Source organism: Denitratisoma sp. DHT3, from assembly GCF_007833355.1.
In the GTDB taxonomy this organism is placed as follows: domain Bacteria; phylum Pseudomonadota; class Gammaproteobacteria; order Burkholderiales; family Rhodocyclaceae; genus Denitratisoma.
Genome location: NZ_CP020914.1, coordinates 2517501 through 2533099, shown reverse-complemented (window position 1 = coordinate 2533099; position 15599 = coordinate 2517501). Strand labels below are relative to the sequence as shown.

Sequence of the window (15599 nt, the reverse complement as noted above, 5' to 3'; positions counted from 1 at the left end):
CCAGAGGAGATCGACCGCGCGAGCGCGCCTCATCGAATCTCAGGGGCGGAAAGAAGGACCCTTTGCCCCTGGCCGCAATGGGGTTGGCACTTTCCCGATAAGCTTCGGGTCAAATGGGCCAAATGGCCTGAACCTGTCCGAACCCGCGTCGACCACCGATGACTTCTCCCGCATTCTTCACTTTCGACAACAGCTATGCCCGCGATCTGGCAGGGTTCTACGTGCGCTGGCAGCCGACACCCGCCCCTCGGCCCGCCTTGATCTGCCTGAACCGTCCCCTGGCGGAAGAACTTGGGGCCGACCCGGCGGCGCTGGCCGGGCCGGATGGCCTGGCCGTGCTGGCCGGCAACACGGTGCCCTGCGGCGCCGAACCTCTGGCCCAGGCCTACGCCGGCCATCAGTTCGGCGGTTTCTCGCCGCAACTGGGCGACGGCCGCGCCCTGCTGCTGGGCGAAGTGATCGACCGCCATGGCCGGCGCCGCGACATCGCCTTCAAGGGCTCGGGCCGCACCCCCTTTTCCCGCAACGGCGACGGCATGTGCGCCCTGGGCCCGGCGCTGCGCGAATACCTGATCGGCGAGGCCATGTCCGCGCTGGGCATTCCCACCACCCGCGCCCTGGCCGTGGTGGCCAGCGGCGGCGTGGTGCGCCGGGAGCGGCCGCTGCCCGGCGCCGTGCTGACTCGCGTGGCCGCGAGCCACGTGCGCGTCGGCACCTTCGAATACTTCGCCGCCCACCATGGTCCGGAGGCCGTGAAGCGCCTGGCCGACTACGTCATCGCCCGCCATTACCCGGAACTCGCCGGACATCCCGCGCCCTACCTGGCCCTGCTCGAAGGCGCCGTGGAGCGGCAGGCCCATCTGGTGGCGCGCTGGCTCGGTGTCGGTTTCATCCATGGCGTGATGAACACCGACAACATGACCCTCTCCGGCGAGACCATCGACTACGGTCCCTGCGCCTTCATGGAGGCCTACGATCCCGCCGCCGTCTTCAGTTCCATCGACCACCACGGTCGCTACGCCTATGGCAACCAGCCCGCGATCGCCCAATGGAACCTGGCGCGGCTGGCCGAAACCCTGTTGCCGCTGATCGACGCCGACAGCGACCGCGCCGTCGAACAGGCGTCGGCCGCGGTGAGCGCCTTCAGCGAACGCTTCGAGGCGCATCATCTGAAAATCATGCGCGCCAAGCTGGGTCTGGACGACACGGGTCGGCCCGAGGACGACCGTGCCCTGGCCGAGGATTTCCTCGCCCTGCTGCACGCCCGGCAGCGGGATTTCACCAATGCCTTTCGTGCGCTTCACGACCTTGCCGTCGGCGTCGCCGAGACGGAGCGCCACCTCCACGACGCCGACGATGCGGCATTCGCTGCATGGCACGAACGCTGGCGGCAGCGCCAACCCCGGCGCGGCTCCGAGCTATTGGCGGCCATGGCCCGGGCCAATCCCTGGGTGATTCCCCGTAATCATCGGGTGGAAGAGGCGCTTGCCGCCGCCGTGGAATCCGGCGACCTGGGCCCCTTCGAACGCCTGCTGGACGTGTTGCAACGACCCTTCACGACCCGGATCGAGGATGCCGCCTATACCGAGCCGGCCCCCGCCGAAGTGACGGCCGCCTATCGCACCTTCTGCGGCACGTGAGCCGGCGCGGCGGCGGTCCGGGACTTCAGGACTCCCGTTCCCAGAGGAGGATGCCCCGGCCCATCTGCTCCGGCTGCGCCGGGTTGGGCGCCCAGGCCGAGATCAGTTCCAGTCGTTCCCCGACGAAGCGATAGGTGCGCAACTGCAGGCTGCCCACCCAGCCGGCGTGCCAGGCCAGATCGACGTCCGTCATGAACTGGTCGCCCTCGATGCGATAGCGCCCCGAGTAGGCGATCATCGTGTTGAAGGCCGCCGCCTGGTCCGCGGCGGTCTTGGGCAGCGGACCAGGCGCCAGGGTGATGAGGGCCATCATGATCCCCTCCGGCAGCACGATCAGCCGGCCCCGGCTCGGGCTGGGGAACGCCGGCCTGCGCTCGCCCGTGGCCTGCGCTTCGACCTCGAAGGCGACGAGGTTCCAGGTACCCAGGACAGCGTTGGCATCGTGCGCGGAGGAAGACGGGGACGTATTCATGATGACCTTGGTGACGTGGTGAAACCGCGATGATAAAGGCGAGGCATGCCTGATCGTTCAATCTTGAGAAAGTAGATAACCACGGCGACACGGCCCGCCCCAAGGAAGTGCGGCCCGCGCCGGAGGTGCAAACGGCACACTTTTGCCACGAAGTTCCCCGTAACATCGAGCGCAGCGAGCCGACTCGCCCCCCCGAGGGGGCGAAGGAGGCGAGCCTAAATTTCCATTCCAGCGGAGGATATATGGTGTATTTCGAAGACATCGCCCAAGACGGAAGTTGGCTGTCGCAGGAGATGTTCGAGCTGACGGCGGAGGACATCAAGGCGTTCGCCCGGCAATGGGATCCGTTCCCCATCCATCTGGACGAGGCCGCGGCGGCCAAGACGCCCGCCGGCAGGCTGTCGGCCGCCGGCGCGCAGTTGTTGAGCATTGCCATCCGGCTCAGCCACACGGCGCCGATGCCGAAATTCGCGGTCATCGCGGCGGGCGGGTGGGATCAGGTGCGCTTTCATCGCCCGGGCCTGCTCGGCGATCGGCTGCGGGTGCGATTGACGCTGGGAGAACGGCGGCGCTCCAGCAAACGCCCGGACCGTGGCGTACTGGGGCTGGACGTGGAACTCTTCAACCAGCGGGGTGAAACCGTGGTGAGCTTCATCAACCAGCTGGTGGTACAAGCGCGCAGCGACGGCGCTTGAGTGTCCGGAGCGTCCGGAGCGCCTGATGCGCAGCGCGGACCGCCCTCAATCCACCGCCGGCAGGGTTTCCAGTGAAGCCTGCACTTCCAGCCAGCGCAGTTCGGCCGCCTCGATGCCGGCGGCGAGCTCCGCCTGGCGCTTGAGCAGGGATTCCATCAGGGTGCGGTCGGGACCGCTGTAGAGGCCGGGGTCGGCCAGGCGCGCGTCGAGCAGGGTTTTTTCGCCTTGCCAGCCGGCCAGCTGCTTTTCCAGTTTCTCCGCCTCCTTCGCCAGGGGGCGGCGTTGTGCGAGCAGGGCCTGGCGTTGGGCGGCGCTCTCCATCCGCGCTTCCTTGCGGGCGGTCCTGTCCGCGCTGTCGGTGCCGGCCATGGCGGTCGTGACGGCTTCATTGCGCAGCTTCTCCAGCCAGCGGGCGTAGTCGTCGAGGTCGCCGTCGAAGGGCTCGGCCACGCCGTCGTGCACCCGCCACAGCTCGTCGCAGGTGGTGCGCAGCAGATGGCGGTCGTGGGAGACCAGCACCACGGCGGCCTCGGTCTCCTGCAGCGCCAGGGTCAGGGCCTCGCGCATTTCCAGATCGAGGTGGTTGGTGGGTTCGTCCAGCAGCAGCAGGTTGGGCCGCTGGCGGATCAGGAGCGCCAGGGCGAGCCGCGTTTTTTCGCCGCCGGAGAAGCGGCCGCAGGGCTCGGTGGCCATGTCGCCGCGGAAATCGAAGCCGCCCAGATAGTCGCGCAGGTCCTGCTCGCGGCTTTGCGGTTCCAGGCGCAGCAGATGTTGCAGCGGCGATTCGTCGGGGCGCAGTTGCTCCAGCTGGTGCTGGGCGAAGTAGCCGATGGCCAGGTGGCGGCCTTCGAGGCGTTTGCCGGCCAGGGGCGGCAAGAGGCCGGCGAGGCATTTGACCAGGGTGGATTTGCCGGCGCCGTTGCGGCCCAGGAGGCCCAGGCGCATGCCGGGACGCAGCCCGAGGGTGATCCGCCGCAAGAGCGGCGCGGCGGCGTAGCCGATGTCGGCGGCTTCCAGTTGCAGCAGCGGATCGGACATGCCGGCCGGCTCCAGGAAGCCGAAGCTGAAGGGGGCATCGACGTGGGCGGCGGCGATCAGCTCCATCCGGTCCAGCGCCTTCAGGCGGCTCTGCGCCTGGCGCGCCTTGGTGGCCTTGGCGCGGAAGCGGTCGATGTAGCTGTGCAGGTGGGCGATCTGGCGCTGCTGCTTGTCGAAGCTGGCCTGCTGCCCCGCCAGGCGCTCGGCGCGGGTGCGCTCGAAGGCGGAGTAGTTGCCGGCGTAGAGCGTCATGCGCCGCTGCTCCACGTGCAGCACCCGCTCCACCACCGCGTCGAGGAAGTCGCGGTCGTGCGAGATCAGGATCAGGGTGCCGGGATAGCGGCGCAGCCAGTCCTCCAGCCAGAGCACGGCGTCGAGATCGAGGTGGTTGGTGGGCTCGTCCAGCAGCAACAGGTCGGAACGGCACATCAGCGCCCGCGCCAGGTTCAGGCGCACCCGCCAGCCGCCGGAGAATTCCGCCACCGGGCGGGCGAGATCGGCGTCGGCGAAGCCCAGGCCATGGAGCAGGGCCGCGGCGCGGGCGCGGGCGCCGTAGCCGTCGATTTCCTGCAGGCGGCCGTGGAGGGTGGCGATGCGCTCGCCGTCGGCATGGTGGGCGGCATCCATCGCCGCCAGCTCGGCGGCGATGGCGGCGTATTCCTCGTCGCCGCCGATCACGAAGTCCAGCGCGGCATCTGGCAGCGCGGGTGTGTCCTGGGCCACGTGCCCCACCACCCAGGACCGCGGCATTTCCAGGTCGCCCCGGTCGGCGTGGAGCTGGCCCCGCAGCAGGGCGAGGAAGGAGGATTTGCCGCAGCCGTTGGCGCCGGTGAGGCCGACGCGCCAGCCCGGATGGACCTGCAGCGAGGCGCCTTCGACCAGGAGCTCGCCGCCGCGGCCGAAGCCGAGATTGCGCAGCTGGATCACAGCAGCCTCACCGGCGAAGCCAGTTCCGGACGCCGGCCGCGCCGGCCCTGCAGGCTGGCGGCGATGTGGGCCATGTCGGCGGCCTCGTCGCCGCTGAGGGTGAGGTACTCGGCGATGCCCGCTTCCCGCCGGGCGTAGTCGATGAAGGCCAGGGCCAGGGGGACGCCGGCTTCGAGGGCGATGCGGTAGAAGCCGCTCTTCCAGCCCGGCGTGAGGCTGCGGGTGCCTTCGGGGGCCAGCACCAGATAGAAGCGGTCCTGGGTGTCGAAGGCCGCGGCCATCTGCGTGACGAAGCCGGTGCGTTCGCGCCGGTTCACCGGGATGCCGCCCAGGGCGCGGAAGAGGGGCCCCAGGGGGCCGCGAAACAGGGTGTCCTTGCCGCCCCAGTGGGCGGGCAGATCGATGGCGGCACGGGTCAGGATGCCGATGATGAAATCCCAGTTGGAGGTGTGGGGGTAGAGCACCACCACCGCCTTGGGCGGCGGCGGCGGGAAGACGACGCGCCAGCCGAATGCGCGGAGGATCCGGACGGCGAGCCGGGACTTCATCACTCGATGCCCTGGCTGGCCAGATACTCCTCGTAGGTGCCGCGGTAATCGACGATGCTGCGATCCTGCCGGATGTCGATGATGCGGGTGGCGAGCGAGGAGACGAATTCCCGGTCGTGGGAAACGAAGATCAGGGTGCCGGGGAACTTGTCCAGGGCCGTGTTCAACGACTCGATGGATTCCATGTCCAGGTGGTTGGTGGGCTCGTCCAGCAACAGCACGTTGCGGCGCAGGAGCATCAGCTTGCCGAACAGCATGCGGCCCTGCTCGCCGCCGGAGATCACCTTCACCGACTTCCTCACCTCGTCGCCGGAGAACAGCAGCCGGCCGAGGGTGCCGCGGATCAGGGTCTCGACGTCGTTGCCGTCGTAGCCGCCTTCGCGCACCCATTGCACGATCCAGTCGGTGAGGCTCTCGCCGCTGGCGAAGTCGTCGGCGTGGTCCTGGGCGAAGTAGCCGGGCTTGGCCTTCTCGGCCCATTTGATGCTGCCGAAGTCGGGCGCGAGGCCCCCCAGCGCCTCGCCGGCCAGGAGGCGCAGCAGGGTGGTCTTGCCGACGCCGTTCTCGCCGATGATGGCGACCTTGTCGCCGGCCTCGATGGCGGTGGAGAAACCCTTGATCACGGGCTGCTTGGGGTCGTAGCCGAAGCTGACGTTGTCCAGTTCCACGGCCAGGCGGTGGAGCTTGTCCTTGTCGTCGTACTCGAAGCGGATCCAGGGGTACTGGCGGCTGGAGGGCTTCACGTCCTCGGGTTTGATTTTCTCGATCAGCTTCAGGCGGCTGGTGGCCTGGCGCGCCTTGGACTTGTTGGCGGAAAAGCGGCGCACGAAATCCTGCAGATCGGCCACCCGCTCCTTGGCCCGGGCGTTGGCCGCCTGCTGGCGTTCCCGGGCCTGGGTGCTGGCTTCCATGAAGTCGTCGTAGTTGCCGCCGTAGACCTTGATCGTGCCGTAATCCAGGTCGGCCATGTGGGTGCACACCTGGTTCAGGAAGTGGCGGTCGTGGGAGATGATGATCATGGTGGACTCGCGCTGATTCAGCACATCCTCCAGCCAGCGGATGGTGTTGATGTCGAGGTTGTTGGTGGGCTCGTCCAGCAGCAGGATCTCGGGGTTGGCGAACAGCGCCTGGCACAGCAGCACCCGCAGCTTCCAGCCCGGCGCCACCTCGCGCATCGGGCCGTTGTGCTGCTCGGTGGGGATGCCCACGCCCAGCAGCAGCTCGCCGGCGCGCGATTCGGCGGTGTAGCCGTCGTACTCGGCGAACTTGCCCTCCAGTTCGGCGGCGTGCATGTAGTCCTCTTCGCTGGCCTCGGGGTTGGCGTAGATCGCATCCTTCTCCTGCATCACCGCCCACATCTCGGCGTGGCCCATCATCACCACGTCCAGCACCCGCATGTCCTCGTAGCCGAACTGGTCCTGGCGCAGGAAGGCCATGCGCTCGCCCGGATCGATCGAGACGTTGCCCGCCGAGGGTTCCAGCACGCCGGCGAGGATCTTCATGAAGGTGGATTTGCCCGCGCCGTTGGCGCCGATCAGGCCGTAGCGGTTGCCTTCGCCGAACTTGACGGAGACATTGTCGAACAGGGGCTTGGCCCCGAACTGCATGGTAATATTTGACGCGACCAGCATCTGTTGCCTTCCTCGCTGAATTGCTCCGGTGGATGCCGGAAAAACACGCGATTCTACCGCTTTCGCTGCCATGCCCCCTGTTCTGGATATCGACCGCCGCGGCCAGGTGTTCACGCCGCCGGCCATCGTCCTGCGCATGCTCGGCCTGATCCGAAACCGGGGCCGGGTGCTGGAGCCGTCCTGCGGCGACGGCGCCTTCTCGTCGCGGCTGCCCGGCTGCGTGGCGATCGAGCAGGACGCCCGGCAGGCGCCGTCCCAGGCGCTGGTGGCGGACTTCTTCGCCTACCCGGCGGCGGAGCGCTTCGACACCATCATCGGCAATCCGCCCTACGTGAAGGCGCGCGACATCCTGGCGGAAACCCGCGGTCGCCTGGACTCGCCGCTTTTGGACGGCCACGCCAACCTGTATCTGCATTTCATCGAGAAATGCGTGCGCCACCTGAACCCCGGCGGCGAACTGATCTTCATCACGCCGCGCGACTTTCTCAAGGCCACCGGCGCGGCGCGGCTCAACGCCTGGCTGTTCGAGCAGGGCACGATCACCGACTTCGAGGAACTGGGCGATGCCCGCGTCTTCGCCGGCGCGACGCCGAACTGCGCGATCTGGCGCTTCGAGAAGGGCGACGCCGCGCACCGCACCCGCGACGGCCGCCGCATGGTGCTGGCCCAGGGCCAGCTGCTGTTCACCCGCGGCAGTTACGGCGTGCCGCTGTCCGGCGTGTTCAGCGTCAAGGTGGGGGCGGTCTCCGGCGCCGACCGGATCTTCGCCCACGACACCCTGGGCAACGCGGACTTCGTCTGTTCCCACACCGCCCGCACCGGACGCACCCGGCGCATGATCTACGACCAGTCCCTGTCCTACCTGGAGCCCTTCAAGGAAACCCTGCTGGCGCGGCGTGTGCGCAAGTTCGACGAAAGCAACTGGTGGCAGTGGGGGCGGCGCCACCCGGCCTCGGCCGCGCCGCGGATCTACGTCAATCACAAGACCCGCAACGCGGCGCCCTTTTTCACCCACCCCAGTCCCCATTTCGACGGCGCCGTGCTGGGCCTCTTCCCGCATCGCGCCGAGGCGGACGTCGCGCATCTGGCGCGGCTCCTGAACCAGGTGGATTGGGCGGAACTGGGCTTCGTCTGCGACGGCCGCTTCCTGTTCACCCAGCGCAGCCTGGAAAACGCGCCCCTGCCGCCGCGCTTCGCGGCATTCGTCGCGGACCATCTCGCAGCAGACAACCCTTTGTAACCAAATAAAAAACGCCCTTACTGACCGTTCGGTTATAATTCGTCGCATGGTTACCCGACCCACCCCATCGCCCCGTCCCCGTCAACGCCGCAAGGAAGCGCGGCCGGGCGAACTGGCCGCCGCCGCCCTGACCCTGTTCGTGGAAAAGGGCTACGCCGCCACCCGCCTGGACGACGTGGCGGCGCGCGCCGGCGTTTCCAAGGGAACCCTGTACCTCTACTTCGACAACAAGGAAGCCCTTTTCAAGGCCGTGATCCAGGAGGATGTGCTGCGGGGCATGGAAAACGTCGAGCAGATGCTGGCCCAGCACCAGGAGTCGGCCCGGGAATCCCTGGCGCGCTTGCTCAGGGCGTGGTGGCAGGATTCCTCCCAGCATGCTTCCGTCGGCATCCTCAAGCTCATGGTGGCCGAGGCCGGCAATTTCCCCGAGGTGGCCCGCTACTACCACGACAAGGTCACGGCCCGGGCGCGGGAGCTCCTGCGCGGCATCGTGGCCCGGGGCATCGCCTCCGGCGAATTCCGCCCGGTGGACCTGGAAAGCACCACCGACGTGCTGATCGCGCCCCTGCTCATGCTCTCCATCTGGCAGTATTCCCTGGGCAGCCTCAGCGCCCTGGAGCAGGACAGGGAAAGCTATCTGAGCGCTTTCCTCTCCCTCCTGTTCGACGGCGGCCTGCTGGCCCCGCCGCGCTGACCTTCTTGCCCGACGACTCCCCATGCGGCCCTGGCTGATCCCCCTGTTGTGCGTCCTGCTCGCGGCCTGCGGCAAGTCGGTGCCGGCGCCGGAAGTGGCGCGCGCGGTGGAAACCGTGGTGGTCGGTGGCGGCGCGGCGGCGAGCCGGCGCGATTACGCCGGCGAGGTGCGGGCACGCCATGAGGCCGTGTTGTCTTTCCGTGTCGGCGGCAAGCTGCTGGCCCGCCTGGTGGATGCCGGCGCCCAGGTCCGCGCCGGCCAGCCGCTGGCTCGCCTGGACGAGGCCGACGCGGCGCAGCAGCTGGCCCAGGCCGAGGCCCAGCGCGATCTGGCGGCGGCCGATTTGAAGCGTTTCCGCGAGCTGCGGGAACGCAATTTCGTCAGTCCCGCCGCGCTGGAGGCGAAGGAAGTCGCCTTCCGCCTGGCGCAGGCGCAGGCGACCCTGGCGCGCAACCAGCACGCCTACGCCACCCTGAAGGCCGACAGCGCCGGCGTGGTCGCGGCGGTGCTGGCGGAACCCGGCCAGGTACTGGCGCCCGGCCAGCCGGTATTGCGCCTGGCGCCGCAGGGCGAGCGCGAAGTCGCCTTCCAGATCCCGGAGTCCGAGCGGACCCGCCTGCATCCCGGCGATGCCGTCCAGGTGACGCTCTGGGCCGTGCCCGGCCGCGTCTATCGGGGCCGGATCCGCGAGATCGCCGGCACGGCGGACGCCGCCACGCGCAGCTACGACGCCCGGGCGACCCTGCTCGACGGCGATGGCGCCGTGGGTCTGGGCATGACGGCGACGGTGAGCCTGGACCAGCCACAGGATGGCGGGCTGCGCCTGCCGCATACGGCGATCTTCCAGCAGGAACCCGGCAAGAGCGGCGTGGCGGTGTGGGTCGTCGCGGCCGACGGCGCCGTGAGTCTGCGTCCGGTCCAGGTGCTGCGCTGGAGCGACGATGCGGCCTGGGTCGGTGCCGGCCTGACGGCGGGTGAGCGGGTGGTGGCGGCAGGCGTGTACAAGATTCACGCCGGGGAGAAGCTGCGCTACGCCGATAGAAGATTCTGAACGGCCGGCGATGAGGACTCCGAACCTGTCCGCCTGGGCGCTGCGCCATCCGCAGATGGTGCTGTACCTGATGGCCGTGCTGCTCATCGGCGGCGTCATCTCCTACCTCACCATGGGGCGCGACGAGGACCCGGTGTTCTCCCTCAAGGTGATCGCGATCCAGACCTACTGGCCGGGCTCCACCGCGCGCGAGATGGAGCAGCAGGTCACCAATCGCATCGAACAGGCCCTGCAGGAAGTGTCCTACGTGGAGGAGATCAACTCCATGTCGCGGCCCGGCGAATCGCAGATCATCTTCCAGCTCAGCGGCAGCGTGCCGACCAAGGACGTGGCGGCGATGTGGACCCGGGTGCGGCAGAAGCTGGACGATCTCAAGCCCAGCCTGCCCGAGGGGGTGATCGGGCCCTTCCCCAACGACGAGTTCGACAACACCGACGTGCTGATCTACGCCCTCACCGGCGAGGGTTTCGATCTGGCGCAGTTGCAGCACCATGCCGACCGGCTGGCCCGCGAACTGAAGCGCGTGTCGGCGGTGAAGAAGGTGCATCTGATCGGCGTGCGCTCGGAAAAGATCTACGTCGAGGCGTCGGCCAGCCGGCTCGCCGCGCTGGGAATCTCCACCGGCCAGATCTCCCAGGCTTTGGTGCGGCGCAACGCCGTCGCCCCGGCCGGTTTCGTGGATACCGCCGCCGACCGCGTCCGCCTCGATGTCGGCGGCGCCCTGACGAGCGTGGAGGAGGTGCGGGACAGTCCCCTCGCCATCGGCGGACGCCAGTTCCGCCTGGGTGACATCGCCACGGTGCGGCGCGGCCTGGCCGAGCCAGGCGAGCCGCGGATGCGCATCGGCGGCAAGCCCGCCATCGGCATCGCCGTGGTGATGACCGAGGGCGCCAACGTGGTGACGTTGGGCGCCGACATCGCCCGCCAGATGAAGACGCTGGAGGCGATGCTGCCGCGCGGCATCGAGGTGCGCGAAGTCGCCAACCAGGCCGACATCGTCAAGAACTCGGTGAGCCTGTTCATCCAGTCCCTGTTGGAGGCGATCCTGGTGGTTCTGGCGGTGTCCTTCTTCAGCCTGGGCTGGCGCACCGGCCTGGTGGTGGCGCTGTCGATTCCGCTGGTGCTGGGCGGTACCCTGATGCTGATGCAGTATTTCGACGTCACCCTGCACCGCATCTCGTTCGGCTCCCTGATCATCGCCCTGGGCCTGCTCGTCGACGACGCGATCATCGCCGTCGAGATGATGGTGGTGAAAATGGAACAGGGCCTGGACCGTTTCAAGGCGGCCACCTTCGCCTACACCAATACCGCCTTCCCGATGCTTTCCGGCACCCTGGTGACGGCTGGTGGCTTCCTGCCGATCTTTCTCGCCAACTCCAACGTGTCGGAATACGCCGGCTCGATGTTCGTGGTGGTGACCGCGGCCCTGCTGATGTCCTGGATCGTCGCGGTGGTGTTCACGCCCTACCTGGGCTATCGCCTGCTCGACCCGGAGAAGCTACGCGCCCGCGCCCAGGCGCACGGCGAGGACATCTACGACACGCCCTTCTACCGGCGCCTGCACCGCGTGGTCTCCTGGTGCGTGCGGCGCCGCTGGTGGGTGATCCTCGCCACCGTGGCCGCCTTCGCCGTCGCCATGGCCGCCTTCTCCCTGGTGCAGCGGAATTTCTTCCCCGCCTCGTCGCGGCTGGAGCTGCTGGTGCATTTCTATCTGCCCCAGGGCTCGTCGCTGCAGGCCACCGAGGCCGAAGTGGCGAAGCTCGAAAAACTGGTGGCCGACGACCCGGCCGTGGACCGCGTCGCGTCCTATGTCGGGGTGGGGGCGCCGCGCTTCGTGCTGACGCTGGAACAGCAGTTGCCCAGCAGCGCCTACGCCCAGATGGTGATCACCGCGCGCAGCCCGGAACAGCGCGAAGCGTTGATGCGCCGCCTGCAGGCGCGCGTCGCCGCGGCCGATGGCGGTTTCAGCCACATCCGCGTCCGCATCAACCGCCTGGCCGCCGGCCCGTCGGTGGGTTATCCGGTGCAGTTTTCCGTGTCCGGCGAGGAGGTGGACGAGGTGCGCCGCATCGCCGAACGCCTGGCCGCGAAAATGCGCGCCAGCGGCCTGGTGCGGGACGTCAATTTCGACTGGAACGAAAAGGCCAAGAGCTTCCGCGTCGAGGTGGACCAGAACCGGGCGCAGGCGCTGGGCATCTCCAGCCAGGACGTGGCGCAGACGCTCCAGGGCTGGCTGCAGGGCGCCGTGATCACCCGCCTGCGCGAGGACGACCGGCTGATCGACGTGGTCTGGCGCGCGCCCGAGGCGGAGCGCAATTCCCTGGACCGCCTGCCGGCGCTGGATCTGCTGACCCGCGACGGCCGCCACGTGCCCCTGGCCCAGGTGGCGCGCCTGGTGCCCACGCTCGAGGAGGCGGTGATCGGCCGCCGCGACCGCCTGCCCACCATCGCGGTGCGCGCCGACGTCGCCGACGAGCGCATGGAAGGGCCCACCGCCTCGAATCTGCTCAATCCCCAGTTCGACGATCTGCGCGCCACACTGCCGCCCGGCTACCGGATCGATGTCGGCGGCGTGATCAACGAGTCGGCCAAGATGGAAAAATCCCTGTCCGCCGTGCTGCCGATCGCCGCCTTGGTGATCTTCTCCCTGGTGATGATCCAAACCCAGAGCCTCGGCCTTTCCTTTCTGGTGATCCTCACCGCGCCGCTGGGCATGATCGGCGTCACCGCCAGCCTGCTGCTGTTCCAGGCGCCCTTCGGCTTCGTCGCCAACCTGGGCGTGATCGCCCTGACCGGCATGATCATCCGCAACGCGCTGATCCTGGTGGACCAGATCCAGCGCGACGAGCGTGAAGGCAAGAGCCGCCACGACGCCATCGTCGGTGCCACGGTGCGGCGCTTCCGCCCCATCGCGCTGACCGCCGTCGCCGCCATCCTGGCGATGCTGCCGCTCACCCGGCAGTTGTTCTGGGGTCCGATGGCCGTCGCCCTGATGGGCGGCCTCTTCGCCGCCACGGCGCTCACCTGCCTGTTCCTCCCCGCGCTGTACGCGGCGTGGTTCCGGGTCGGCCGGGAAGACTAAAATACGCTCTGGAGCGCAGCCCGTCCCGCCTGTATATTAGAATATACTTATGTAAAAATCGGAGTCGTCATGAACCTGGAACAAGCCCGATTCAACATGATTGAACAACAGGTCCGCCCCTGGGAGGTGCTCGACCCGGAGGTGCTGGAGACCCTGTCCGAACTGCGGCGCGAGGATTTCGTGCCCGCCGCCTATCGCAATTTCGCCTATGCCGAGGCCGAGATTCCGCTGGGCCATGGCGCTGTGATGCTGACGCCGGCGATCGAGGGCCACGCCCTGCAGGCCCTGCAATTGAAAAAGCACGACAAGGTGCTGGAAGTGGGCGCCGGTTCCGGCTACATGGCCGCCCTGCTGGCGGTGGTCGCCGACCATGTGTGGAGCGTCGAGTGCAATGCCGAACTGGCCGCCGGCGCCCGCGCCAATCTGCAACGGGCCGGCGTCGCCAACGTCACGGTGGAGCAGGGCGACGGTCTGGCCGGCCTGCCCGGCTGCGGCCCCTACGATGCGATCATGCTCTCGGGCTCCGTGGCCGAAGTGCCGCGTGCGCTGCTGGAGCAGTTGAGTCCGGGCGGCCGCCTGTTCGCGATCGTCGGCAGGGGCGCCGTGATGCAGGCGCGGCTGATCACCCGGACCGGCGCCGACAGTTTTTCCACCGAACCCCTGCTGGAGACCGTGGCGCCGCCCCTGGCCGGCGCCGTCGCGAAACCGGCGTTCCAGTTCTGATACCGGCGCAGGCGGCCCATGCAGCAGATCTCCCCGATCCACCTGGCGCAGTGGCTGGCCGATCCGGCCCGCGAGCAGCCCGTGCTGCTGGATGTGCGTGAACCCTGGGAATTCGAGAAATGTCGCATCGAGGGTTCCCGCTCGATGCCGATGCGCACGGTGCCGCTGCGGGTGGCGGAACTCGACCCCGAAGCCGAGATCGTGGCGATCTGCCACCACGGCGCGCGCAGCTTCCAGGTGGCGATGTTCCTCGAGCAGCAGGGTTTCTCCCGCCTCCACAATCTCCACGGCGGCGTCGCCGCCTGGGCGCAGACGGTCGATCCGGCCATGCCCACCTACTGACGGAATCCATGATGAAAAACGCCCGCCCCTTGCTGCTTGTCCTCAGCCTCGCCGCGAACGCCGCCCAAAGCGAGGACCTGCTGGCCGTCTACCGCGACGCCGCGGCCTACGACGCGCAGTTCGCCTCCGCGCGGGCCGGCCTCGACGCGGGCCGGGAAGCGCTGACCCAGGGCCGGGCGGGCCTCCTGCCCAGCATCGCGGCGACCGCCAACAACGGCCGCACCGACCTGGATTACCACCGCCATTCCGCGATCCCCGCACCCCAGGACATCAAGACCAACTACCACACCAGCGGCTGGAGCGTCAGCCTCAGCCAGCCGCTGTTCCGCTGGGACCGCTGGGCCGGCTACACCCAGGCCCAGTACCGGGTCGCCCAGGCCGAGGCCCAGTTCGGCCTGGCCCGGCAGGACCTGATCCTGCGCGCCGCCCAGGCCTACTTCGACGTGTTGCAGAGCGAGGATGCGCTGTCCGCCGCCGAAGCCAACAAGAAGGCGATCGGCGAGCAGCTCGAAGAGGCCAAGCGCTCCTTCGAAGTCGGCACCAAGACCGTGGTCGAGGTCCATGACGCCCAGGCCCGCTACGATCTGGCCAACGCCCAGGAAATCGTCGCCCGCAACGACCAGGTGGTGCGTCGCCAGCAGCTGCGGCTGCTGACCGGCAAGACCTACGCGAGCCTGAAGAACCTGCGCTCCGGCACGCCGCTGGCGGCGCCGCAGCCGGAGAACATCGACAAGTGGGCGGAAGGCGCCGAGCAGGGTTATCCGGGGGTTGCGGCGGCCCAGGCCCAGTTGGGCATCAGCGAACAGGAAATCTCCCGCCAGCGCGCCGGCCACCTGCCCGCGCTGGACCTGGTGGCGAACCGCGGCCGCAGCTCCCAGACCGGCGCCTTCCTGTCCGGCAGCGTCGGCCCCGGCTACGACACCACCACCACCACCGTCGGCGTGCAACTGACCCTACCGCTCTACGCCGGCGGCGCCGTGTCGTCGGCGGTGGACCAGGCCGTGGCCCTGAAGAACAAGGCCCAGTCCGACCTCGACAACGCCCGCCGCGGCGCCGCGCTCCAGGCCCGCCAGGCCTATCTGGGCGTGAGCGCGGGGCTGTCCCAGGTGAACGCCCTGGAAGCGGCGCTGAAGTCCTCCCAGTCCGCCCTGGACTCGAACAAGCTGGGTTTCGAGGTGGGGGTGCGCACCAACATCGACGTGCTCAACGCCCAGAGCCAGTTCTACGACACCCGCCAGCGCCTGGTGAAGGCCCGCCTCGACACCCTGGTCGCGCAACTGCGCCTGAAGGCCGCCGCCGGCACCCTGGCCGAGGCAGACCTGGCGGCGATCAACGCCTTGCTGGAGTGAAAGTTAGTCCGCGGTGCTGGCAACCAGAGGAAAGTTTTCAGGGTCGCGAATGGACTGGACCGAAAGATCAATGCAAGGTGGGTTTCGATAACTGATTGGCCTTCGCGAAGAACAGTGGGCGCCATGCCGATACTCTACACGGAGTGCGATCAGCGGGAAGAGGATAA

General features: G+C 68.5%; 13 protein-coding genes. 9 read left to right on the top strand and 4 right to left on the bottom strand.

Annotated elements, in window-relative coordinates:
• Nucleotides 1-158 precede the first annotated feature (158 nt).
• A complete protein-coding gene (locus tag B9N43_RS11655; protein ID WP_145842363.1) occupies nt 159-1640 on the top strand; it encodes a protein adenylyltransferase SelO in 1482 nt (493 codons plus the stop codon).
• 25 nt (nt 1641-1665) lie between these two features.
• Here B9N43_RS11655 and B9N43_RS11650 read toward each other — a convergent pair whose 3' ends face one another.
• A complete protein-coding gene (locus B9N43_RS11650) occupies nt 1666-2112 on the bottom strand; it encodes a lipocalin-like domain-containing protein (RefSeq protein WP_145842362.1) in 447 nt (148 codons plus the stop codon).
• Nucleotides 2113-2354: 242 nt separating this feature from the next.
• On the opposite strand from B9N43_RS11650, the gene B9N43_RS11645 reads away from it, so the two are divergent.
• A complete protein-coding gene (locus tag B9N43_RS11645; RefSeq protein ID WP_145842361.1) occupies nt 2355-2807 on the top strand; it encodes a MaoC/PaaZ C-terminal domain-containing protein in 453 nt (150 codons plus the stop codon).
• Between the two features lie 45 nt (nt 2808-2852).
• Here the strand turns inward: B9N43_RS11645 and B9N43_RS11640 are convergent, their stop codons facing one another.
• The 3 genes from B9N43_RS11640 to B9N43_RS11630 are packed head-to-tail and all read right to left on the bottom strand — an operon-like array spanning nt 2853 to nt 6951.
• Entirely contained in the window at nt 2853-4772 is a 1920-nt protein-coding gene (locus B9N43_RS11640; RefSeq protein ID WP_145842360.1) for an ATP-binding cassette domain-containing protein, read from the bottom strand.
• Nucleotides 4769-5320, bottom strand: a complete 552-nt coding sequence (locus tag B9N43_RS11635) for a 1-acyl-sn-glycerol-3-phosphate acyltransferase (protein WP_145842359.1) — start codon at nt 5318-5320, stop codon at nt 4769-4771. The genes B9N43_RS11640 and B9N43_RS11635 overlap by 4 nt, the downstream gene beginning before the upstream one ends.
• Nucleotides 5320-6951, bottom strand: coding sequence for an ABC-F family ATPase (locus B9N43_RS11630; RefSeq protein WP_145842358.1), 1632 nt, complete (start codon nt 6949-6951; stop codon nt 5320-5322). The genes B9N43_RS11635 and B9N43_RS11630 overlap by 1 nt, the downstream gene beginning before the upstream one ends.
• Before the next feature lie 70 nt (nt 6952-7021).
• On the opposite strand from B9N43_RS11630, the gene B9N43_RS11625 reads away from it, so the two are divergent.
• From B9N43_RS11625 to B9N43_RS11595, 7 genes are all read left to right on the top strand, one after another.
• Nucleotides 7022-8191 carry a class I SAM-dependent methyltransferase gene (locus tag B9N43_RS11625; RefSeq protein ID WP_145842357.1) on the top strand — a complete coding sequence of 390 codons (1170 nt, stop codon included), beginning with the start codon at nt 7022-7024 and terminating at the stop codon, nt 8189-8191.
• Between the two features lie 46 nt (nt 8192-8237).
• The gene (locus tag B9N43_RS11620; protein WP_145842356.1) at nt 8238-8885 is read left to right on the top strand and encodes a TetR/AcrR family transcriptional regulator; all 648 of its coding nucleotides are present in this window, start codon (nt 8238-8240) and stop codon (nt 8883-8885) included.
• Nucleotides 8886-8907: 22 nt separating this feature from the next.
• Nucleotides 8908-9936: an efflux RND transporter periplasmic adaptor subunit gene (locus B9N43_RS11615; protein WP_145842355.1), complete on the top strand. Its 1029-nt coding sequence runs from the start codon at nt 8908-8910 to the stop codon at nt 9934-9936.
• 10 nt (nt 9937-9946) lie between these two features.
• Nucleotides 9947-13018, top strand: a complete 3072-nt coding sequence (locus B9N43_RS11610) for an efflux RND transporter permease subunit (RefSeq protein ID WP_145842354.1) — start codon at nt 9947-9949, stop codon at nt 13016-13018.
• A 69-nt stretch (nt 13019-13087) separates the two neighbouring features.
• Nucleotides 13088-13741 carry a protein-L-isoaspartate O-methyltransferase family protein gene (locus B9N43_RS11605; protein WP_145842353.1) on the top strand — a complete coding sequence of 218 codons (654 nt, stop codon included), beginning with the start codon at nt 13088-13090 and terminating at the stop codon, nt 13739-13741.
• Between the two features lie 18 nt (nt 13742-13759).
• Nucleotides 13760-14083 carry a rhodanese-like domain-containing protein gene (locus tag B9N43_RS11600; RefSeq protein ID WP_145842352.1) on the top strand — a complete coding sequence of 108 codons (324 nt, stop codon included), beginning with the start codon at nt 13760-13762 and terminating at the stop codon, nt 14081-14083.
• A gap of 11 nt (nt 14084-14094) precedes the next feature.
• Complete coding sequence (locus tag B9N43_RS11595; protein ID WP_145843546.1) at nt 14095-15432, top strand: TolC family outer membrane protein; 1338 nt, start codon at nt 14095-14097, stop codon at nt 15430-15432.
• Nucleotides 15433-15599 lie beyond the last annotated feature (167 nt).